The organism is Micromonospora sp. NPDC057141 (assembly GCF_042670805.1).
In the GTDB taxonomy this organism is placed as follows: Bacteria; Actinomycetota; Actinomycetes; order Mycobacteriales; family Micromonosporaceae; genus Micromonospora.
Genome location: NZ_JBHUVA010000049.1, coordinates 1 through 22,251 on the forward strand (window position 1 = coordinate 1; position 22,251 = coordinate 22,251).

General features: G+C 67.1%; 14 protein-coding genes and 1 pseudogene. 9 read left to right on the plus strand and 6 right to left on the minus strand.

The genetic code is table 11. From position 1 onward, the window contains the following. The first annotated feature begins 897 nt into the window (after positions 1 to 897). Together ACFT41_RS22050 and ACFT41_RS22055 are read left to right on the plus strand one after the other, a co-directional pair. Positions 898 to 6,072: a sacsin N-terminal ATP-binding-like domain-containing protein gene (locus ACFT41_RS22050; RefSeq protein ID WP_377587095.1), complete on the plus strand. Its 5,175-nt coding sequence runs from the start codon at positions 898 to 900 to the stop codon at positions 6,070 to 6,072. Between the two features lie 156 nt (positions 6,073 to 6,228). Next, positions 6,229 to 6,885, plus strand: a complete 657-nt coding sequence (locus ACFT41_RS22055; protein WP_377587094.1) for a hypothetical protein — start codon at positions 6,229 to 6,231, stop codon at positions 6,883 to 6,885. Positions 6,886 to 7,126: 241 nt separating this feature from the next. Here ACFT41_RS22055 and ACFT41_RS22060 read toward each other — a convergent pair whose 3' ends face one another. From ACFT41_RS22060 to ACFT41_RS22075, 4 genes are all read right to left on the minus strand, one after another. After that, a complete protein-coding gene (locus tag ACFT41_RS22060; protein WP_377587093.1) occupies positions 7,127 to 9,187 on the minus strand; it encodes a hypothetical protein in 2,061 nt (686 codons plus the stop codon). Between the two features lie 64 nt (positions 9,188 to 9,251). Then, positions 9,252 to 11,261, minus strand: coding sequence for a hypothetical protein (locus ACFT41_RS22065; protein ID WP_377587092.1), 2,010 nt, complete (start codon positions 11,259 to 11,261; stop codon positions 9,252 to 9,254). Beyond that, positions 11,258 to 11,947 carry a hypothetical protein gene (locus ACFT41_RS22070; protein WP_377587091.1) on the minus strand — a complete coding sequence of 230 codons (690 nt, stop codon included), beginning with the start codon at positions 11,945 to 11,947 and terminating at the stop codon, positions 11,258 to 11,260. Before ACFT41_RS22070 ends, ACFT41_RS22065 begins: the two co-directional genes overlap by 4 nt. Before the next feature lie 384 nt (positions 11,948 to 12,331). After that, positions 12,332 to 13,201, minus strand: coding sequence for a hypothetical protein (locus ACFT41_RS22075; protein WP_377587090.1), 870 nt, complete (start codon positions 13,199 to 13,201; stop codon positions 12,332 to 12,334). A gap of 395 nt (positions 13,202 to 13,596) precedes the next feature. Between ACFT41_RS22075 and ACFT41_RS22080 the strand changes: the two genes are divergently transcribed. Both ACFT41_RS22080 and ACFT41_RS22085 read left to right on the plus strand, forming a co-directional pair. Further along, positions 13,597 to 15,357 carry a hypothetical protein gene (locus ACFT41_RS22080; RefSeq protein ID WP_377587089.1) on the plus strand — a complete coding sequence of 587 codons (1,761 nt, stop codon included), beginning with the start codon at positions 13,597 to 13,599 and terminating at the stop codon, positions 15,355 to 15,357. 8 nt (positions 15,358 to 15,365) lie between these two features. Continuing rightward, on the plus strand, positions 15,366 to 15,821 hold the full coding sequence (locus tag ACFT41_RS22085) for a SitI3 family protein (protein WP_377587088.1): 456 nt from the start codon (positions 15,366 to 15,368) through the stop codon (positions 15,819 to 15,821). An 846-nt stretch (positions 15,822 to 16,667) separates the two neighbouring features. Here the strand turns inward: ACFT41_RS22085 and ACFT41_RS22090 are convergent. Together ACFT41_RS22090 and ACFT41_RS22095 are read right to left on the minus strand one after the other, a co-directional pair. Then, positions 16,668 to 16,852, minus strand: a pseudogene (locus ACFT41_RS22090) (hypothetical protein); the annotation flags it as partial. Positions 16,853 to 17,050: 198 nt separating this feature from the next. Then, complete coding sequence (locus ACFT41_RS22095; protein WP_377587087.1) at positions 17,051 to 17,272, minus strand: hypothetical protein; 222 nt, start codon at positions 17,270 to 17,272, stop codon at positions 17,051 to 17,053. Positions 17,273 to 17,386: 114 nt separating this feature from the next. Between ACFT41_RS22095 and ACFT41_RS22100 the strand changes: the two genes are divergently transcribed. From ACFT41_RS22100 to ACFT41_RS22120, 5 genes are read left to right on the plus strand one after another with little or no spacing between them, the layout of a single operon-like run. After that, a complete protein-coding gene (locus ACFT41_RS22100; protein WP_377587086.1) occupies positions 17,387 to 18,505 on the plus strand; it encodes a 50S ribosomal protein L11 methyltransferase in 1,119 nt (372 codons plus the stop codon). Between the two features lies 1 nt (position 18,506). Next, positions 18,507 to 19,928: an iron-containing redox enzyme family protein gene (locus ACFT41_RS22105; RefSeq protein WP_377587085.1), complete on the plus strand. Its 1,422-nt coding sequence runs from the start codon at positions 18,507 to 18,509 to the stop codon at positions 19,926 to 19,928. Beyond that, the gene (locus ACFT41_RS22110; protein WP_377587084.1) at positions 19,916 to 20,293 is read left to right on the plus strand and encodes a Rieske 2Fe-2S domain-containing protein; all 378 of its coding nucleotides are present in this window, start codon (positions 19,916 to 19,918) and stop codon (positions 20,291 to 20,293) included. The genes ACFT41_RS22105 and ACFT41_RS22110 overlap by 13 nt, the downstream gene beginning before the upstream one ends. Then, positions 20,290 to 21,627, plus strand: a complete 1,338-nt coding sequence (locus ACFT41_RS22115) for an ATP-grasp domain-containing protein (protein ID WP_377587083.1) — start codon at positions 20,290 to 20,292, stop codon at positions 21,625 to 21,627. Before ACFT41_RS22110 ends, ACFT41_RS22115 begins: the two co-directional genes overlap by 4 nt. Further along, on the plus strand, positions 21,624 to 22,247 hold the full coding sequence (locus tag ACFT41_RS22120; RefSeq protein WP_377587082.1) for a LysE family translocator: 624 nt from the start codon (positions 21,624 to 21,626) through the stop codon (positions 22,245 to 22,247). Before ACFT41_RS22115 ends, ACFT41_RS22120 begins: the two co-directional genes overlap by 4 nt. Positions 22,248 to 22,251: the final 4 nt, after the last annotated feature.

Consider the following 22,251-nt stretch of genomic DNA (forward strand, 5'->3'; position numbering starts at 1 on the left):
GCAAACTCGTCGAACGCCCCACCGCCGAGCCGGTCACGACCGACACCGCAGCCGCCTGATCAAGATTCCTCATCCACAAGTCTTGACTATTGCTCAGATCGGTCGACGCCGGATTCTAGCGCGCAGCGCTTCGCGAGAAGTCCGTCGGAATCCGGCACCGCCAATCGAGAACACCGCCAAGCCTGCGAGCGGGTAGGAACGGCGTCCGTGGCAGTGAAGCCTGGATGTCAGCGCTGCCCATACGCTTGTCCGGCTGTCGGCCCCAGTAGCCCGCACGGCGGGCGCCGGATCCGCCGACCGAAGCGGGGGTTACGGTGGATAATCACCAATCCGACGATGAGGCTGCAAATGATCAATGTCCAGGAGTTCGCGCGACGGCTGAGCACTCTCGGAGCTGATGCGTTCACCAGCGACGACGTCGTGGACCTGGCGACCGCGGCCGATGTTCGCATCAGCGCAGACGTCGAGATCGACGCCACCCTGGCGCAGCGCTTGCTCGACCAGATCTCGCCCACCCTGCCGGTCACCGGGGCCCAGATCGCGGCGTCGCCATGGCCGCCACCGAAGTCATCCCGTCCTGCAGCGCCTTCGGTGTCGTTCTCCAGCCCTGGTGCCGTCGACGGACCAGCTGATCAGCCGACCCGACCCCGCAGTTCTGGGTCTGCGGGTAGCCGTCGGCGACCCGGCTCCCGACGAACTGGCAGGTGAAACTGCAGTCCCAGCTTCTTCAGCAACCGCCAGACTGCTCGCCGCAGCCGTCGACCACGACGCGAGCTGCGAACCCCACTCTCGCCGCCATCATCGGCTGAACTTCGTCCCCCTATCCGGCTCCGTACGCCAACGGTCGAGCGGGATCGTGCCGTGCACCGAGGAGACCTCCTGTGACAGCCTGGGGCGGTGAGCGGCTTTCGGAACCGGGTCATACGGCAGGCGGACAGCATTGCTGAGTTGTACCTGGAGGGTGAACGGCTGGGGCAGCCGGCGACGCGGGAGCAGAAGGAGTTCATCCAGGGCGTCATTGCGGCCGACTATGACGGTCGGACGGTCGTCGAGCTGTTGCAGAACGGCCACGACGCGCATCTCGCGGATCGTCGTGACGGCCGCATCGAGTTCCTGTTCGCCGAGGATGAGCACAAGTTTGGGGTGCTCTATGTCGCCAACGGCGGCCAACCGGTGAGCGTTGACGACTTCGACTCGATGTGCCGGATCGCGATGAGCAGCAAGCGTCCCGACCAGGGTATTGGTAACAAGGGCGTCGGCTTCAAGAGTGTGCTGCAGTTGTCGGACAGCCCTGAGGTGTACAGCCGGTCCGTTCAGGATTCACCTGCCTTCGACGGATTCTGCTTCCGGTTCGCCAGGCCGGCCGATTTCGATGCCCTCGCGGCCCGAGTCGCGCCGAGGCGGCCGGACTTGGCCGAGGCGCTGCGCGCCAACGTGTCCCCGCTCAAGGTCACGATCCCGATGGACGAGGTCCCCGCGCATGTGGCCGAGTTCGAGCGGGACGGGTTCTCCACGGTGGTACGACTCGTTCTACGCTCCACGGCCGCGCAGCAGCGGGTCAGGGAGCAGCTGGCCGAGCTTTCGTCGTCCGACGTGCCATTCAACCTCTTCTTGGAGCGGGTCGGGCGGATTGCGGTGCGGACGCGAACCACGGCCGGCGTCGAGTCCACGCACCTGCTCACCCGCTCGGGGCATCCGCTGGCCCAAGGGATCGAGGAGGTGCGCGTCGACGACGGTGCCTACCTGTTGCTGCGTCGCACTGTCCCGGAAGCCGAGATGACCCGGATCATCCGGCAGAGTCGGGACGCGAACGGTCTGAACTCCGGCTGGGAGCGGTGGAGGGGCGACGCCGCGGTGTGTGTCGCGGTCCCGCTCGACCGGCCCGTAGAACGCGGGCGGCTCTACACCTTCCTGCCGATGGGCGAGGCAGCGCAGGCGCCGATGCCGGCGTTCGTCAACGCGCCGTTCTTCGCGCAGCTCGACCGCCGAAGCCTCTCGCCCTCGATTCCCCTCAATAGTCTGCTCCTCACCGAGGTGGCCCGGCTTTGTGCGCGGGCCGCGACCGATGCGTCCGGTCTGCCGGGCGACGTCGTCCTTGACCTCGTCTGCTGGACGAGTACGGAACTGCCTCGTCTACGCAGGGCATTCGACGAGATCGGCGTCGACCCCGCCAAGCTGCCGCTGGTGCCTGCGCTGGGTCCGGATCGCGGCCGCACCGCCCTCGCCGCCACGAGGCTTTGGGCGGGTCGAGGATCTGTCTTCACCGCCGAGGCGGTGGCGGCCGCCGGAAGCACTCCGATCGTCGACACGTCGCTTCATACGTCGCGAAGGAGTCGTTTGTCGGTGCTAGCTCGTGACCTCGGCGTCCCACTTCAACCGGGCCCGGTCGAGGTCGGCGCGTTCGCCGAGGCGGTCGCGGAGGCGTTGGCCGCTCGTTCGGCGGCACCGGAGGTGTGGGCCGGGTTCTACGACGATCTGGAAGCTGAGCGGCTTGACGACAGGGCCCTGCGGCAGCGGCGGATCCTCATCGACGACGAGGGGAAGCTCTTGGCGCCAGGCGGCGAGCGGAGCGTCTTCGTAAGGTCGGCCGACGACGACAGTACTGGGGCGCACATTCCGCCGGCTGCGGTGCGAACACGGTTGGCCTTCATGCTCGCCGGCATCCCTTGGTTGACAGCCGAACGACGTAGGCGTCCCGGTCGCGTGTGGTTGGATGCGCAGAACCTGGTCCGGGAGTACCGGACGGACACCGTGTTGAGCCTGATTGGCTCGGCCATGCAGGCGATCGATGCGGGCGAGTCCGAGACGCTGCGGCAGTGCCTCGAGTTCGCGTTCGAGGTCTGGCGGCGGGCGCCTCGGGACGTCAGTCCCGAGGCGGTCCGCGACGCTCGCCTGCGGGTTCCGGCCAAGTCGGGCTGGAAGACGGCGAATACAACGTATTTCGGGTTCGGTTGGGGCGGGACCAGCGGTGAGACCGACACCCGCCTCGCGCAGCTTGTCGCCGCGGCGGGAGACGCCTCGGTGGATGTCCGGGGGATCGGCGACGCCACGATCGATGTCGCCCAATTGGGCGACATCGACGTTGAGCGGTGGCGGTCGTTCCTGGAGGCCGCCGGCGTCCGCCACGGGCTCATGCCCATACTGGTCCAGGCTTCCCGCATGTCGTTGTCCGGCTCGCAGGTCGCCAACCCCGAGACCGTGGGACATCTCCCCGTTGATGTGTCAGCGGATGATCAGCGACGCTGGCGCGAGGTCGCCGTGAACTGGCAGCGGTCCGGGCCGTGTCATCAGACGGTGCAGTACCGACCGGAGAGCGACGTCGCGATCCTGCCTGGCCAGCGGGACTGGTCGAGGTTCGACGTCCGTGCGCGTCGCCTGTTCACGGACCTGATCCTGCGGGGACTCGGCCGCTGGCCTGACTCAGTTCTGGAAATCCGCTTCGCCCGCGACAGCGACCCCACACGCCCGGCTTGGCCGACGTTTGTCGCTGCGTTTCTGGCCACCGCCGAGTGGATCCCACAGACCGCGCCCGGGGACCGCACACGGGTGAGCTTCGTTGCGCCGGACCGTGCCTGGTGGCTCCAGGCCGCGGAAACTCCCGACTACCTACCCGCTCCGCCGTCGAGCCTACGAGGGCTGGCGACACCACGCGTGCTAGCGCGGCTCGCTCGCGTCGGCGTCCGCTTCTGGGATGACCCGGCCACCGCCCGAAATCGCCTGGACCAGCTCACCGACCTGGTGGCGCGGCACCGCTCGCAGGGTGGCGGTCTGATCCCGCCAAGCGTCCGCAAGGCGTACGAGGAGGCATGGGAGGACCTCGGCGACACAGACGAACCCCCGCAGCGGATCGTCGTCGTCCGGCAGGCCCAACTGGACGTCACCGACCTCAACAGCGCGGGCGAGCCTGTGTATGTCTGCGACGAGACCGGCGTCGCCCAGGAGCGACTCCTCGCCCAGACGCCGATCGCGATGCTCGCGATCAGGAAGCACCGGCTCGCCACGCAGGTCCACGACCTTCTACAAGGATCCGGGCCCCGGCGGCTGGTTCGTACCTCCACGGTGATCATCGACATCACCGCGGACGGTCAGCCGGCTGCCGACCTCACGTACCGCCGACTCGATGACCTTGCCGGACGGTGGCTGCACACGTTGGTACTCGGTGCCGTGGAGTTCCAGCAGAACTCGTTCCTGACGGTCAGCAGCAAGCAGCTCGCGACAGCCGCCCGTCAGCTCAGCCAATGCGAGCTCGCGGCGGCGGGGTCGATCGTCGCGAGCGTTGGGGGCCACCCGGTCGGGGCCGGAGTCGTACCCCGGTCGTTCCTCATGAATGCTGACGGCAAGCCCCGCATCGTCGTCGCGGCCACCGACTCCGGCCGCTGGACGCTGCTGTCGGCCGCTTCCGGGTCGTTGGCCGAGCTAGTCGGATTTCCCCAGATCGAACGCTTCCTCGAGTTGGCACTCATCGACCTGCACCGCATCTGCGGCGACCGGACCCCCGCCATCGCCGATATCGCGCAAGCCCTGCGTGTGCCAGTCGAGGATCTGCGGGCACTGGTGCTCGACGGCACCAGTCACCTGTCCGATCACTTCGCGGTGGTCGCCGTGCTCGCAGTCATCGATATCGGCGTCGCTGAAGAACTGCGCGACCGCCGGGAGCCATTCGACGGGCGTGACGACCTTCGTGCCTGGTTGTCGGACCGTGGCATCCACGCCGACACGGCGCTCGCCCTCGCCGATGAGGACGACCTGCACATCACGATCGAGAAACTGAACGTCACGCTGGCCACGGCCAACGAAGGTCTCCGCGCCGTGGGCCTGGCGCCGCTGCACAACGGCACCGGGCATGCCCGACAGTTCGCGGCCCACCTCCAGCGGCACCGCACCGGGATCCAGGACAAACTCCGGGATCGATACCTCGCCGTCGCCGAGCGCGGCGAACCGTTGACCGACTACCTCCGGCTGCGCGACCTCCCCGACCTCGGCCCCGATCCGGAATGGCTGGATTCCCACTGGGAGATCTCCGAGCCGCTACTCCAAGGACGGACCGCCGACTGGCTCGACCGGGTCTCCCCAGCACCAGCGCCTACAGCGGTACCGCTGCCGTCCGTCAACGAACTCAGGGAAGTCGGCCAGCGCACCGCCACACGTGTGACGGCCGCCGCCAAGATCGCGGTAGAAGCATGGTTGCACCGATCCGCGACGACCAGCAACCGCAGGCCCGGCGCGCCCGAGTCGGTCGCCGCCCAAATGGCCGCAGACGGCAGCATGGACTTCCGCCGGCTCACGCAGGCCCACGTCATCAGCTGGCTGTACTCCCACAGCCAGTGGCCAGAGCCGATGCAACAGGAGATCGCGCCCACGCTCCTGGGCCTCTCCCCGCAGGACCTGACGAGAGCCCAGGAGCGCCTGACCTTGGCCACCGAACAACAGCACCAAATCTCAGTGGCCACGACCTACGGCACGAAGAAGTTCGGCCACGAACCAGAGGAAACTCAGGCATTCATCAACACCGTTCGCTCGGATGTCCCGGCCGAGGTTCTGGCAACGCCGCCGCTGCCGTCCGCCCCACCCACGACACTGCCCAGAGAACCGACGAGGACCGGCGGGTCCAGCCTGGGAGGAGGCTGGCGAGCCACCACGGCACCGCCGGAGGTGACCGCGAGGGTGGGCCTCGCCGGCGAACTCCTGGTCGGCGAGTGGATTCAACACCGGTTCGGCTATCCACCCGAGACCACCTGGAAATCCGGCTACCGCCGGATCCGGTTCCCGGACGACGGCGACGACGGTCTCGGCTACGACTTCCTGGTCAACACAACCGACAAGCGCATCCTCATCGAGGTCAAGGCAACTACCGACATCACGCTTCAGATCACCCTCGGAGAGTCCGAGGTCCGCCGGGCGCAGGCCCTCGCGGCCGACGAGGAGTACCTGATCGCCTTCGTCACCGACGCCCTCGATCCGGTGCGCCGACGCCTCCACATCCTGCCGAATCCACTGGCCACCGGCGGCTTCGAGTTCTACCGCGTGGCCGGCCGCAGCATGCGCCTACAGTTCCGCTTGCCCACGCGCTGAGGGGCACTCAATCTGTGCTGTCCAGCGGAACGGTGCCGCGACTGGCCCAGGAATCCCACCGGGGGTGTGTCGGTCGGCGGTGGCTAGGGTCGAGCTGGCCGCGTTCGTGTCGAGACTGGCTGTCGACGACTCACGCCTGTCAGTACGCTCGCCGTCGTGGTGGATGCGGCAGCGGTTGAGGAAGCGTTGGGCGTCTTGGCGGTGCGTTTGGTGACGCCGGTGGATCTGATCACCATCCACCGCGACAACATGGACGAGGCGAGGCGAAACTCCCGGTACCGGAGCATGAGGTACGGGGCGTTCCTTCTGACGTACGGGCCGTTCGAGATGTTCTTCAACCAGTTGATCGGCGCGCACGGCGGCCCCCGGCAGAACACGCCGGCGACCATGGAACGGATACGGCAGCGGTTCGGCCAGCACCTCGGCTTCCCGGATGTCACCGGTCAGTGGCGGGCCCGGGTTCGCGCGCAGCCCGAGCCGGGTCGCGGTGGGCGCTGGCTCTGGACCACCATCGAGGCGCAGCGCCTCGACAACTACCTACGGGATGCCAAGGCGGTCCGGAACCGGCTCGCGCACGGCGACGACCCGCAGACCGCGCCGAACGATTCGGGAACCCTGTATGACCGCAAGGACGGCAAGACGTCCATCACGCTGATGTGGGTCGAGGGCTTCGTCCAGGCGGTACAGGACTTGGCCACGATCACCGCCCTCGAACTCACCGGAGAAACCACCTTGATCCCAGACTGGCCGGTCCCACCCCGTACCGAGGTCAGCGCAAACCCGCCCGCGCCGCCGTGGGCGGCGACCCCGTAGCGGCAACCTACCTTTGAGTGGCGGGGAGAGCGCGAGACGCCCGCACTGCGGCCGGACGGAGTCGGCGGCCGTGATCCTGAGCAGAACCTCGCACTAGGCTGGAGTGCCGTGCTGGCTACGAGTGCGATCGAGCGCCTCCGTAGCGGTCAGCCCTACCTCGCCAAAATCTACAAGATCAGCGATGATCACGAACTCGTGCCGGATCTTCGGCGCGCCGAATCGGCGCCCTGACGTTCGGCATCTAGCCCTGTTCGGCTGCGGTTGCAACGGGGCTTTGGTCGTGCAAGCCGTCGGACAGGTTCCAGCGTAGGGCGGAGGGCGTGGGACGACCTATTGGGAGTACGCCCACGACGATCAGCCGGGGCGTTTCGGTGGGAGTTCGGGATCGCGAGGCCACCCACACGCTGTCGTCGAAGCTCGTGTAGCCGCTCGCGTGGTTGCTGTGGTCCCCGATCAGCAGGATGCCGAAAGGTGGGGTGGTGGCGGTGTAGTTGACTGCCTGGGCGATGTACTTGTCTTCCAGGCTTGGTGCGGTCCAGCCGCTGGTGTGGCGCTTGACCTCGACGTTGAACCGCATCCCCGGCGACGGGGTGTAGGTGATGTCAGTACGCCCGGAGGCAACGTCGACCACCTCGCGATGCACCGTCCCGTTGGGAAGTCTGGAGATCAGGTGCTGAAGGCAGTCGTTCTGTAGAGCCTTTTCCGGCCATTGCTTCCCCGACGGGGGAGGACCGAGGTACGCGGTCACGGAGCCCAGGTAGTCAGCCTGGGCGTCGAAGCGATGGTGAACGAACTGCAAAACGTGGCTTAGAAGTGTGGTGAAATGAGCGTTAACTGGGTGCTTCCAGCCAGAACTGCCGCCCAGTTCTTCGAGGACGCGCTCGAGCTTCTGATCAAGTAGGACGTTCCCTGTGAGGGCGTAGCCGCGCTCGTGGTCAAGCACCATCTTGCGGAGGTGCTCCTGAAGGTCAGGGTCCTCGACGGCTTCGAGCAGCTCCAGGACCGGCTGCCCAGCCGACGATTTTCCCGGCGGCTCCGCTGGTGATCCAGCGCCGAGGGCTGCTCGGCGAACGCCAATGGCGGCGTGTAGGTGGTTGGCGTCAGGATGTGCGGCCATAACTGGATCGACCTTGAGCGCTTGCTCGAGGTGATGGAGTAGACCCATCTCGTGAATGAAAGCGGCCTCCACTGAGGGGGACACCAGGCGCTCAAGCCCTCCTGCGCCTGCGGGCGTGTGGACAGCCCTGCTGGCTTCGTAGACCTGCAACACGCTGGTCAGCACGGCACTGGCGTCGTACCAGCTCGGCTCATGCAGGTGAGTGGCGGTGGTAGTCAGGGTTGTCACGAGCCGGGCCCAGGCGGCTTCGGTCTGGCCTCGTGCTTCGAGCCAACGCGGTTGATGCATGCGGCTGGACCAGGCGCCGCGCTGCATGACCACGGCGCCGAGGGAGTCGGCTGCGGCAGCGATGCGGTCACGGATTGCGGGGTCCGGTCCCGAGGTAAGACCCGTGAACAGCAGCACGGCGTCGACGGCGTGGGCGTAGGCGCGCGCGTCGAGGCGCGCCTCCTGGGCGCCGTCTACCCTGTGCATGAGCATCGCTGCGTCACGGAGCAGCCGCGTAACTTCGGCTCGGTCAGATGCTTGCAGGCCGGCCCGCAGGGCAATCACGGCCAATTCGTACCGAGCGTCGTTGCGGGTGGCTGGTGGTAGATCAAGATGTGTCTCAAGGGTCTGCAACACCGCGACAAGATTCTCGTCGTCGTAGTGGTCGTGTGCGACTCCGATGAGCAGGGGCAGGCGCTCCAATGCCTCAGGAGGCTCGGTGCCGTCGATCTCGGTCAGAATCCACAGGATCTGGTGGGGGTTTGCGTACTCGCTGATGGACAGCTGCAGCAGGCCAGCGACCGCAGTGTGGGCGTACGCCGGGTCGAGGCCACCCTGCAGCGCGTCAGTGGCGTGACGAGCCAAAGACTGTGCGGTGCTCTTGCCGAACGTGCCTAGCAGTTCGGGGTGTTGATAGAGAACGTCGAGGGCTTCGGCCAGGACCCAGGCTGCGTGAGGCTCATGGATCCCGGCCTTGATCGCAGCGAAGAGCGGCTCCGTGTGGGTAGCAGGGGGTTGCGAGGCGTCCTGTGCCACCGCTTGCAGCAGGTAGGGAAAGAGCGGGCCTTTAGCCAGGGACCGTGCTTCCACCAGCACGGCGTCCAGGCCGCCGAGATCCGAGATGCTCGGGCCTTGATCGAGCTGTTCCTGGGTCGCGGCCGTAGCCCACTCCGCGAGGGCGTTTTCCACCGTGGTCATCCTGCGCTCCCCGGTCAGTGGCACCGGCCGTGCTCGGGCCCTGGCTCAGTAGATCACTTTCGCGCTAGAACATGTGATCACCATCATTGGTAATGATCCTTTCGTCGGAGAGTAGGCCGTCAATCAGCGGCGGTGTCGCCGTTGTCAGGATGATTTGGAGCGCCGGAAGTTCCTCTGCCAGGTCCCGTAGAGCCATGATCAGTTTGCGGCCTGGTTCCGTTGTCACTTCCTCGGCGCCGACGGCGTCGATCAGCAGCAGCCCTGGGTGGGAGGCGGCGCCTCGCCGAGTGCTGATCCGCAACATGGCGATGACGGTGGCGATCCGCATCCGCAGGCGCTCGCCGCGGCTGAAGTCGTCAAAGGGCGTCTTTTCGCCGTCTTTGATCGCGTTGATCCGTCCGTTGCGCTGGATGTTCACTGAGTCGAGGTCTGCGACCCCGAAGGTCCGCGCCAGCTCGACGATGTGCTGGTTCAGGTCAGGAAAGAGGTTCTTCGCCGCCTCTTGGACCGTGCCCTCGACCACGGAGTGAAACGTGAGGAGGATCTGCTCCGAGCGGTTCGGCTGGGCCGGCTCGCCGCCATCGTCAGAGCCAGTCGCCTGAAGCTGGCCCTCCAACCGTGCCGCCTTGAGGTCCAGATCGCGCATCGCTTGATACGCCCGCGCCACGCTGACGTTGTTGAGCTCAAGGACGGCAGCCTCATGGCGACGCTGGGCATCCGCCGCTTCTCCAGCGCAGGCATCGAGGTGCGCCTTGGCTTGCTGCCGTGTTTCCCGAGAGTCGCGCACCTGCTCCTCCAACTCGACGAGCCTGGCGGCCGTCAGCTCCGGATCCACCGGCGGTAGCGGGCGGGTGCAGACAGCACAGGAGGCGTCCTGGCGCTCAACGGAGTACCGGTCCTGTTCGAAGGGCATTTCACAGCGCGAACAGCAGGTCGGTGACAAACGACCCAGCACCCGCCGAGCCTCTTCCGTCTCCCGGGCATCCATCAGCTGCTGTTCAGACAGCAACCACACCTGCTCGGCGGCCTGTTGAGCATCCTCGGCTGCCGTGTAGGCATCCCGGACGGCACGCAGGTCAGCCAGCGCGGCATCAACCGCCGCTAGCGCCACCTCGGCCAATGGGCTGACGGCCCGCTGCGCTGCCGCCAGCTGCCGGCGAGTGTCCTCGAGTTCCCGCTTCCACTGCGCGCGTTCTTGGCCGCGAATCGTCCGGTCCTGATCGGCACGGTGAGCGGCTTGGTTCGTGGACTTTGTGTGCCGCTTCTTCGCGGCGGAGAGGTGAGTCAGCAGGGAGGTGTAGGGGATCCCGATGAACAGCTCTAGCAACTTCGCTGGCAGCGCCCCTGGTACGTCTCCAAGCAGGAGTTTGTCTCCGCCCGGGTTGAGGTAGACGGCGCCAAAGTACGCCGGCCAACCGTGCACCTGAGCGGCACCCTCGCCGTCTAGCCCGCCACTCTTGTTCCAGAGCTCCGTGGAATCCAAGCCAAGCGACTCCCGCATGAAGGCCCCGATGAGCTGCTCCACCGGCTCCTCGCCGTCGGCGCTGACCAGCATCCGCAGCTTGCCGTCGGTCGCGGCCAGCAGTTGGCCCTCGGTATCGGCCGACAGCAGCACAGCGGTCACATGGGGTCGGCCGCTCGACACGTCCTGGTTGATCACCACGCGGACGTGCTGGCCGCTGACGGTGACGTCGACGGCGATGCGTCGGACCCAGGCTTTGACGTGGTTAGGCAGATCGCGTGTTCGGCCCCGCAGCGCCCATACCAAGAACTCCAGCAGGCTTGTCTTCCCGGCGGAGTTGCTCGGGTGCATGATCGCCCAGACGCCGGCGTCCAAGCGCCGGTCGATGTTGATTTGTTCGCCGGTCTTCTTGACGCCCTCGACGCGCAGCCGCAGCACTTTGATGCGCCGATGCGGCGGGATCGGGCTGGGCAGGGTGATACCGAATTCCCGCAGCACCGTCTCTACATCGGCCACCGTCGCCGAGGACTTTGTCGCGGCGGTCGCTAACAGCTCGCCGGGGCTGGGTGGCGTCCAGGTCTGCACCGCCGCCGGGCTCACAGTGGCCGTCACCGGACCAGCTCCTCTCGGGCAGTGGGGGCCGGGACAGCCGCCCGGACTTCGGCTAGCCGGCGGCGGGCCTGTTCCGTGATCGCCGGGATGTAGGAGCCGATGGGGGTGTCGGCGTATTCGCGCTGCAGGTACTGGCGAGCCTTGATGTGGCTGCCACCCAAGCTGTCTACGAGGGCCACCACGGTTCGGGTCCGATCGCCGTACCAGCCGAGCGCGGGTGCTTCCCTCAGGAGGTCGACGGCGGTCCTCTGCCCCTTCTCGAGCAGGTAATAGTTGTGCTGAAGGACTCTGCGTTCGCCGAGCCGGTCGTGCTTACGCGCCAGGCCCCTCTCAACGAGGACCGACAGGGCGTTGTCCAGCTGCTCGAAGGCGCCGAAGCGGTGCCGCAGCATGGGGAAACGGCGTAGGTCGGGCTCTTGCGACGACAGAATGCGCTCCGCCTCGCCGACAAGTCCTGGTGAGTCCGGGTGGGACTCGTACTCGTTCAGGAGCTCGTTGGCGAGGTAGTCCGGGTAGCGGACCCAGAAGTCCAGCTTTTGTAACCGCACCTGGGTGCGAACGATGCCTACGGCACTCGGTGGTGCCTCGCTGTCCTCGCCCATGGGTTTCGCGGCTGCGTCGATCAACAACAGCAGTCGAACCGCGTCTTGCCAGAGGCTGGCGTGCCGGACCATCACCTGAGTCACGTGTAGAGCCAACCGGACCACCACACTGCGTGTCTAGACCCGTCGCGCGGCGTAAGGCGACTTCTGACCGAGGCGGTCGATCTACGACCCGATCGATCGGGCACCCACCGCCAGCTGGCTGACGTCGACCAACGCCGCGATAGATCCGTGGCTGCTCGGTGGCTGCTCGGGCGACGGGGGACGGGCGTGGATTTACCGGGACGGAGCCGGATTCATCAGCTATCGAGGGCCCTGGCGCTAATTGATGGATAGCGATGGCAGCCGGCTGCAGCGCCTGGACCAGCAAGGACGTAGCTGGACGGGGTTGGACTAGGGAGGTTGCGGAGCGACTCTGTTTGGTCTAGAGTGCTATTATGAAGATCCGTAGTCCTAGCTTCCTACGGATCAGAAGCTTAGGGGTTCGAGACCCGTCGGCTGGTTCGGAACGGTGTGCCACCACACAGCGGCGATCGTGGCCCGGATGGTGGTGCGGATCCGTTCGACGGGGTCCCAGGGTTGAACGAGCAGGCCGATGCCTTCGGCGTCGGGGTCGAGGGGTCCGAGGGACAGCTTCAGCAGCGGCAGGGCGGCGCACCGCTGGCGGGTTTCGGCGACGATCGCCTCGATGTCGCTGTCGGGTATCTCGTCGGTGAAGCCGATGCCCTGGATGGTCAGGTGCAGGCCGTCGAGCGGCACGAGGTCCAGCCCAGGCCGCAGGGTGAGCTGCTGCTGAAGGTCGGTGACGAGGTGGTGGAGTACGGGTTGGTCCTGGAAGGTGAGGTGCCAGGTGTAGGAGTGGCGGCCGGCGTGCCAGCCGAGACGCCAGTACCAGTGTTCGGTGAGGGTGGGCAGGTCCTGGTAGGTGGTCCACCGTTGCCGGAGGCTGGTCAGTTCCCGGCGGCTATGTCGGCGATCGGAGGCCCGCCGGTGGTGTCGCGCCGGGGTGTGCGCGTTCGGCGACCAGCTCTGCGACGTCCTGTAGCCGTGGGTGGTGGCGCAGGGGGTGCGCGGCGGCGAGGAACTGGTAGGTCGCTGGTGGACGGATTCGAAGCGGTGCTCGGTGGTGAGGGCGAGTGCTTGCAGCTCCAGCTCGGCCGCGTGGTCGAGGTCGTCGGGGTCGTCGGCGTGTAGGTGGGCGGTGGCCAGGTCGAGGCGGCTGAGCGCTTGGGGGCCGTGTAGCTGGGCGGTGTCGAAGGCGGCGGTTGCGGTGGTGAGGTGGCCGGCGACGTCGGATCTAGTCGGCCGCCAGGTGATCGTGTTCGGGATGACGGCCAAGGATCGGGCAGTCGCTGTGGCAGCCCGTTCCTCCTAAATCGATGGCAGTCATCGCGGAATAGCGTCAACTCGGTCAGGTTGACCGGCCACATGATCAGTATAGATAATTTTGACCGGGTGTCGGGTCGAGTGCACCGCGATGGTGCGAATAACATCGTTTGCGCAGCGCGACTGGGAGGATCGGTATGTCCTACGAGGATCGCGGACCGATGTCGCAGGATGGTTCCCCGGGTTCGACCCCGCCGATTCCACCGGTTCCCGGTGCGACATCTGCCGGCCCCTCACCGGCACCGCCCACTTCGGCCCCGCCGTCCGGCCAAATCCCGGCCTCGGGCTTCGGTTCGGTGTCCCCGGGCCGGATGGGCGGCCAGCAACCGGTGGCCTGGCCTGGCCCGATGCCGGTCGCGTACCGGGCCAACCGGCGGGTCTGGTGGCTGGTCGGCGGTGCCGCGTTCCTCACGCTGGCGCTCTGCGCGGGCCTCATGGTGTCGGCGGCATTGGTCATCTCCGGGTGGTCGGACGGCCAGCCGGGCAGGGCGGACCGGCAGGCGGCGACCCTGTTGTACGAGGCCGCGCGCACCCTGTACGACTCCGAGGCGCAGCGCTACCAGGGGACGTTGACCACCGACTCGGGTACGCCGGTGCGGATCGAGTCACAGGTCACCAGCGACGGCACCATCCTGTCCAGGGTCGAGTTCGACGGCACCCGGGGTGAACTGCTCTACATGGGCTACAACGGCATGTACGCCCGGGGCGGCACCGCCTTCTGGGCGGCGCTGGATGCGCCGTTGGCTGAGGCGACACTGTATGGCGACGCCTGGGTCCGGGTGGACCCGGGCACGTTGGGGTTTGATCAGGGTGAGCTGGTGCCGGCCACCCTCGCCGAAACGCTGGTACCGGGCGTCGGGGACGGCGACGGCCCAGCGCCCGAACTGGAGGCAACGCTCGGCGAGTTGCGAACAATCGACGGTGTTGAGGTGCGTCAGGTGCGGACGCGTGACGCGTTGGCGTCGATCACCACCGGTCAGCCCAGGCGGATGGTCCGGCTCGAGTCGACCCGGGACCGCGTCCCGACCACGACTCGGACGAGCCGGCACGGCGGCGGCTCCCCCGCCGGCAGTGGCTACCAGCTGGTCGGGATGACGGACGACGACGAGTCGGAGCTGGCTCTAAGTGCGCTCTCCCCAGCGGAGTTGGATGAGTTCTTCGCGGCCGTGAAACATCGGGTCCAGCAGCTGGCCGATGCGTTCGACTCACAGGTGAGCTTCAACCTGGACGGCAACGGCCGGATCGGACCGTGCCTGCAGACGTCGTGCCTGGCCGCGTACACCATCAGGAATCAGGTCGATCTCCAGTCGGAGTACCTGCGGACCAGCGGACCGGTGAGTGCCGAGGTGACGATCACCATGACGCTCGACGGGCGACCGGTGCGCACCTGCGCGCAGTCCGTCACGATGCCGCCGAATGGCTCGGCGAGCGTACAGTGCCTGGCCACCTACACCCTGCCGCGCACCCGGACACCGAAGACGTACATGGTGCGGGCGGAGATCCGGGCCCGGGCGAAGGCCGTCGTCAAGGCCGACATCGACCGGATGATCAAGGACGTCGCCCGCTTGGAGGCGGCGAGGCGGGCCCGGCAGAATCCGGCGGCCGCCACGCCCCCGCCGCCCACTGCGCCACATACGGCGGGCACCTCCCCGACCGGCCCGGCCGGTGGCAGGCCGACCGGACCGCCGACGAGGATCGAACCGGGCATGACCGCAGAAAACAAGCGTTCGCTGCAGCGGGAGAACGAGGCGGCAAACATCCTCGCCGACAAGGGGTACCGCGTACAGCAGAACCCGAACCAAGCGGAGGCTGCGGCGGCCCGCGCGAAGACCGGAGACATCGGGAAGCCGGCCAGCAAGCCGGACATGCTGGTGGAGGGCAAGGTCTTCGACGTTTACTCGCCGTCGGCGGTCAAGAAAGTGCGGGGCATCTGGACCGAGGCCCGCAAGAAGGTAGACGAAGGGCAGACCCAGCGGGTGCTCGTCAACCTCAAGGACTGGCCGGGAGAACTAGCCGACCTGCGGAAGCAGTTCGCCGACTGGCCGATCCCGGGGCTCAAGGAGGTCAAGGTAATAACCTCGGCCGGCGAGATCTTCCCGTTGCTGTAGGGAGCCACATGTCCATCGATTACCGACTGACCCTCGACGGCGAGGTCCCCTTGCCCGACCTCGCCGCCCGCGCCTTTCCCGACCCAGCGGACCTGGCGAGGTTCGAGCCGTACCTGGCAACGCTCGGCGCAGAGATGTCGGAACAGCGCGGCTTCGCCATCACGCTGCTCACCGGCCGAAACGGCTACCTGGACGCCGAGGGCGACGACGGTCCGTGGGAGTGGGAGCCGGAGCGCTACACGGACCTGAGCTTCCGGATGGACAAGTTCGGCCCGCCCGACTGGGGTACCCGGAACATGGTGGCGGCCGTGGACAGGGTGCTCCGCTCCGGTGCCGAGAATGCCGCCCTGGTGCTCAACGGCGAGGTGCTGGTGCTGACCCGGTTCGGCGGGCAGCTGCGGAAACACAACAGGGAACGCTGGTGGAGCTACTACCCTGGCGCGGAGGCGTCGATCCCCGGCTGAGCGGGCGGCAGTCGTCGAAGACCACGATCTGCGCTCGGAGTGGACCTGCCCGCTCAGGCTCGGCGGGCCAGGAGGATGCGCACTCGAGCAACAGCGCCTCACGGCGCACCGGATCAGAAGGTTAGGGTTCGAGTCCCTTCGGGCGGACAAGATCAAAATGGGTCTAACCTGCCGGCATGGTGGTGCTTGTCCATCCCTTGTGGTCGGTCGGGTACTCGGGGGTGCTCGTGCGACGAGCGTCCCTCACGTCCGGCTCTGTCCGGTGGGCGGTTGCCGCGTCTGGGTGGCTTTGATCATGAATGGTCTACCGTTGCCGGGTTCCAAGCGGCCACAGAGGCCACGGCAGCGCTCCCGCGTTGCCTAGGAGGTAGAAGTGGCGTCCTACCCGCCACGCCAGCACGCCACACGATTCAGCTCCACGCCCAGCTCGCCCGCGATCCGATAGTGTCGAATCGCTGTATACCAAGCACTGCAACAATCGGCTCGACGCGGGCCGATGCAGGCGGAAGGCCGAGCCCATGATCGATCGCCAGGACCTCCAGCACGCAAGAAACGATCTCGGTCGCAGAGGCTCCACACCACAGAACCGCACTTCACGGGCCACGATCGAGTTTCCGAACGGTACAGGGTACCGGCGTGACCAACCACGCCCCGCCCGCGGCCGGTCACCATGATCTTCGGACGTGTTGCGGTAGCCTTCACCCAGCAAGTGCCTTCCGTGACTGGAAACTCGGACCCTCAGCAAGTCCCATTTGCCCTGATAAGAAGGCACTTCTTCGTTCTCGGTCCACTCCTTGGGCAGCCCTTATTGAAGGGCCGAGGTTAGGTCGCCACGGGCCGACGGCGGGTCCGCTGGTGGCACCCGTGCACCCTGCCCGACAACGCCCTGCAGCCCGGACAGGCCACGGGTCCCTCAGCTCAGGAGTCCGAGCCCGCACCAAGATCCGCTCGCCCTCGTCCGTCACGTCGTCGATCACCAGCGGGGGACCTGGTGCCGCAGCACGAGTACATCGACTACCTTCGGTCACCATCGAATGTGAGACAGAGCCGAAATCTACGCAGTCCCTGTCGACAACACGCTCAGTACGCACAGCCCACTGTCCAATGGTGACATAGATCACAGCTGATAGGGGTTGTGAAGATCGTCCCGCCACCTCTTCCGTCGAGCGACGTGATGTTCGTGCGCCGCACCAATTGGGCCAGCTCGTGCGTTCCCATTGATGCATATCCTATTTCAATGCAGCGACCCGGCGGCAAAAAGTCGTCGAGGTGCACACCTCGGCCAGCTCGTGCGTTCCCATGGACGCATATCCCATTTCAATGCAGCGACCCGGCGGCAAAAAGTCGTCGAGGTGCACACCTGCCGCATCGCCTCGGACAATTGGGTCGAGCTGGAAAACCTGGCCAACGATGATCGCGAAGCGGTAACTCTCAGTCAGATAGCCACGCATACTTGATTGACATCCATCTTTGTGTATACCCTTGCCGTGTTCTCGCGGAATCACCCCCGCCGCCAGGGAATCCCCTCGATCCTATTCGTGTTCGCAGGAGACCATGGAGTCTGCATGGGTGCAGTAGAAAGCGTCCCTATATCCGCCCACCAGGGCAATCGCGACGATTACAGGCTGACCGAACGGGCACGCGATACCAGCTCGTTCCAGAGCCGACTGCTGGTGTCGTCGCTGCAGGCCCAGTGTGATGAGATGGCCCGGCTCGCGGCCACGACCAGCAGGATGCTGGCGCGCCTTTCCGCCGCCGATCCGGTCGATGAAATCGTCACCGACGCGGCCCGGAATCTGATTCCGCGCTGGCATTTTGCCATGCTGAACGACCACGAGCGCAACGACGCGCTGGCGGTGGCTCTGGAACGGCAGATGAAACCAGGTAGTCGGGTACTCGATATCGGTTCCGGAACCGGACTGCTCGCCATGATGGCGATCCGCGCCGGTGCCTCCCATGTGACAAGTTGCGAGACCAACCCGGTAATAGCGGAGATCGCCCGCGAAATCGTCGCCGACCACGGCATGGCGGACGTGATCACCATTGTTCCGAAGCGTTCGACCGACCTGGTGATCGGTCGCGACCTGGCGGCACCGGTCGATCTCCTCGTCTCCGAGATCGTGGACTGCGGGCTCATCGGGGAGGGGATCCTGCCAACGATTTCCCACGCCCGCGAGCAGCTCCTCGCTCCTGGAGGTCAGATGCTGCCCCGGTCGGCGCGGCTCCTGGGCTGTCTGGTCGACAGCCCAGTGGTAGCCAGCCTTAACCAGACCGGCACGGCAGCCGGATTCGACGTGCGACAACTCAACACCGTCGCCACCCGGGGCCACTTCCCCGTCCGGCTGAACACCTGGCCATACCGGATCGTTTCCGACGTGGTGGAGCTGGCCAGCTTCGACCTGGCCAACGGCCCACTGGACGACGGCAGCTCCACTGTTCGCCTGACCACCACCGAGCAGGGCACGGCACATGCCCTGGTGGCCTGGTTCGAGTTGGACCTCGGCGCTGGCGTGATCATCCGCAATTCACCGGACAATGTCCGCTCGCACTGGATGCAGGCGCTGGTTCCGATCGGCGGTTGGCTCGCCGTGTCCGTCGGTGACCGCGTCCCGCTCACCCTGACCTGGCGCGGTACCCGCCTCGGCGCCACCGTCCACCAGCCCCTCACACCGTCGGAGGACTGACGTGTCGTTCACCCCTCCCCCTTACACCTCGTTCGAGCTGTCGCAGGACGAGCTGAAGGCAGCCGTTCTGCGATACGCGAGCAACCCGCTCTATCTGGACAACGACGACTGGGAGAACGCCGACAACCCCTACCGACGGCAACTCCGTCCGCAGGTCGTGCCGCAGCTGGACTTTGGGCGCGTCCTGCCCCGCGACGAGCTGCTGAGCTACCAGGGGCTCGCCACCCAGCGCATCCTGACCACCATTTACGAGGCCGACCTCATGTTCCTGCCGCGGGCCGACCTCGCGAGCAAGTGGGAAGACTTCCGTCGGTTCTACAGCTCGACCAACCGGGCGCTCGGTGAGGTCATCCGACCCGCGCTGGAGCGGCAGGTCTTCGGCTTCCTCGACGACGAGGTCGAGGTGGCTGGTGCCTGGACGCGGGACAGCCTGGTGGAGTTCCTCCGCAACATCGAGAACCGGGACCGGCACGCGCCGTCCCTGGCCGAGACCGCGATCGAGAAGTCGGTGGACCCGCAGCGTGCGGCTCGCATGTGGCTGATCCAGTTCGCTCCGGACTTCCTGTCCGAGGCGTCGCCCATGATCCGTAACGTGCTCGGCAACTACGGACCCGCCCAGTCCGATTGGTTCAAGATCATCATTGACGAGTATGGTTACGCAGTGCACTCAACAAAGCACAGCACGCTGTTTGAGCACACGCTGCGCTCCGTCGGGCTCGAGACGGACCTGCACCACTACTGGCAGTACTACCTCAACAGCAGCCTCATGATGAACAACTACTTCCACTACCTCGGGAAGAACCACGAGCTGCTGTTCCGGTATCTCGGCGCGCTCTACTACACCGAGACGACCCTGGTGGACTTCTGCGAACGCGCCGCCAGCCTGCTGACCCGCGTCTTCGGCAACGACGTCGACGTGCGGTACTTCACCGAGCACGTGCACATCGACACCCACCACGGCCGTATGGCGTTGGAGAAGCTCATCCTGCCGCTGGTGGACACCCACGGAGAGACCATAATCCCCGAGATCGTGCGCGGGTTCGAGGAGTTCCAGGTGGTGGCGGACATCGCCGACCGGGACTTCGCTGACCAGGTCATGTGGATGGACGACCGCCCCCGCTACAAGGAGCTGCACGACCCGGTCTGGGCGGCCATCCAGAGCGGCAAGATCACCGCGCCTGTCGCCCACCTGGTGGAGCCGCGCGGCGAGCTGTCCAACACTCACTGCCACGACGGCGACGAACTGTGCCACATCGTCTCCGGCACGATGCGCTTCGAGAGCGGCTTCAACTCGACGCAGATCCTGCGGGCGGGCGAAGGCACAGTGATCCGCCGCAACCGGCTGCACGGCGCCAATATCGAGTCCGACGAGTGCGTCTACGAGATCCACTCCATCGGGGACTACCGGGCATGCCTATCCTGACGTTCGCAGCCGAGGGCGCCGGCAACTGCGTCGTGGTACGTGACTCGCCGTACGTGTTCGCGCGTACCGCGAGGGGTTCGTTCGTACTGCCAGTCCGCTGTCCCCACCGGGGCGGGCCGCTACACCTGGCCACCTTGGATGGTGGCACCCGCCTTATCTGTCCCTGGCATGAGCGGGCCACGTCGGTGACCCGGGCCGTCCGGATGGGGATCCCGGCCGTCCGACGGGGTCGGGTGGTCACCGCGGTATTTCCCGGCCCGGCGAACCTGGAACACACCGTCGAGTACCGCCCGACGTCCCCGTGCCTGACGTCCGGCCGCCCCGGGACGGACCGACCGCCAACCGACCGACGGGAGCCCCGGTGAGCAGCGGCGACCAGCCCGACGCGCGCCCGACATACCTCGATCCGGCGGGTCCGGCGGTCATCGTTGACCCGTTCTCGTCGGGGGCGCTGTACGCACCGGCCTTCACCGCCGCCGGCGTGCCGGTGGTCGCGGTGCTCAGCGCCCCACAGCCGCCGGAGGTGTACGCCTCGACGTACCAGCCGCGCGACTTCGCCGAGACCATCGTCGTGACCGACGACACCGGACCCGCCGTGGCCCGGCTGCGTGAGCTGCGCCCGCGGTGCGTCCTGGCCGGTTGTGAGTCCGGCGTGGAGGTGGCGGACGCCATCGCCCCGCTCGTCGTGCCGGAGCGGGCCAACGTGCCCGACCTCGCCGCGGCGCGGCGGCACAAGGGCGAGATGGCCGCAGCAGTGCTACGCGCCGGCGTGCCGGTGATCGCTCAGCTCTGCACCGCCGACCCGGACGAGGTCGACCGATGGCTCACCGCGTCCGGGCTTACCGGTCGGGACCTGGTGGTCAAGCCACCCAAGAGTGCCAGCACCGATGGCGTCACCCGGGTGCGGGGCGGCGATGACTGGCGCGAGGCGTTCACCGGGCTGCTCGGTGCGCACAACCGGCTCGGCATCCTCAACGACCGCGTCCTCGTGCAGGAGTACGTCACCGGCGTCGAGTACGTCGTCGACACGTTCAGCCACGACGGCACGCACACCGTGGCCGACGTGTGCCGCTACCGCAAGGTCGACAACGGCGGGCACATGGCCGTCTACGAGAGCATGGACTGGTTGCCTCCGGACGCCTCGGAGGTGGACGAGGTCGTCGAGTACGCCCGCGCCGTCCTCGACGCCGTCGGCATGCGGTTCGGTGCCGCCCATGCCGAGATCATGCGTACTCCCGACGGGTGCCGGCTCATCGAGGTCGCGGCCCGACCGCACGGCGGCGGCCACCCTCGGTTCTGCCGGGTCGCCACCGGCGACAGTCAGGTCGACCGGGCGGTACGCCACCTCACCGGCGGCACTGTTGCGACGGGCTACGCGTTGAGCCGGCACGTGCGGGTGGTGTTCCTGATCAGCCGGGCCGCCGGGATCGTCACCAACGCCGAGATCCTCGACGGCGTCCACGAGGTGCCGAGCCTGACGCACGCGTCGATCAACGTCCGCAACGGTGACCAGTTCGGCATCACCAGAGACCTGTTCGGCAGCCTGGACCTCGGTTTCGCGGTCCTCGCCCACGAGGACCCGGCCGTCGTCGAGTCCGACTACCGGCGGATCCGGCAGTTGGAGGATGGGCTGCAGGTCCGCCCGGTCGAGCCGGCCGCCGTTGACGATGACCGACGGCCCGAGGTGGCCCGCCGATGATCGTCAGCGCCGCGTTCCTGGCCAGTTCGCTGCTGGTCATCGCCAGCCCCGGTCCGGACTCGGCGCTCGTCGTACACCGGGTGGTTCAGGCCCGCCGGCGGGCACCGGCGTACCTGACCATGGCCGGCATCCTGACCGCCGGCACCCTGCACGCCACCCTGGCAGTCGTGGGCGTGGCCGAACTACTCGACCGGCATCCCGGGCAGCTCACCACGCTGCGTTGGGCGGGCGCGCTCGGCCTGTTCTGCTGGGGCGCGGTGATCCTGGCGGCCTCGGTTCGGGCCCGGCCGGCCGGTTCGACGACCGGGGCGGTGCCGACCCGACCGAAGGTGCACCCGTACTGGCAGGGGGTGCTCTGCACCGGCACCAACCCGAAGGTCGGCGTCTTCCTGCTGGCCTTCCTGCCGCAGTTCGTGCCCGCCGGGGTCCCGCCCGGCCGGGCCATGACGGTGCTGGCCGCTGTTCACCTCAGCCTGGCGGCGGTGTGGCTGGTGACCCTGGCGGAGGCCGCGCACCGGCTACGCGCAAGCGTCGATCGGCCCGGCGTCCAGCGCGCGGTCGCGCTTATGACCGGGGTGCTGTTCATGGGCTTCGCCGTCCGGATGGCGCTCGTGAGCTGACCCC

What these genes read in the sequence shown, in the direction of transcription:
- ACFT41_RS22060 (WP_377587093.1), bottom strand. Translation starts at nt 9,187, where the DNA reads ATGACCACGGTGGAAAACGCCCTCGCGGAGTGGGCTACGGCCGCGACC.
- ACFT41_RS22080 (WP_377587089.1), top strand. Translation starts at nt 13,597, where the DNA reads ATGCCGGTCGCGTACCGGGCCAACCGGCGGGTCTGGTGGCTGGTCGGC.
- ACFT41_RS22085 (WP_377587088.1), top strand. Translation starts at nt 15,366, where the DNA reads ATGTCCATCGATTACCGACTGACCCTCGACGGCGAGGTCCCCTTGCCC.
- ACFT41_RS22095 (WP_377587087.1), bottom strand. Translation starts at nt 17,272, where the DNA reads ATGCGTGGCTATCTGACTGAGAGTTACCGCTTCGCGATCATCGTTGGC.
- ACFT41_RS22100 (WP_377587086.1), top strand. Translation starts at nt 17,387, where the DNA reads ATGGGTGCAGTAGAAAGCGTCCCTATATCCGCCCACCAGGGCAATCGC.
- ACFT41_RS22110 (WP_377587084.1), top strand. Translation starts at nt 19,916, where the DNA reads ATGCCTATCCTGACGTTCGCAGCCGAGGGCGCCGGCAACTGCGTCGTG.
- ACFT41_RS22120 (WP_377587082.1), top strand. Translation starts at nt 21,624, where the DNA reads ATGATCGTCAGCGCCGCGTTCCTGGCCAGTTCGCTGCTGGTCATCGCC.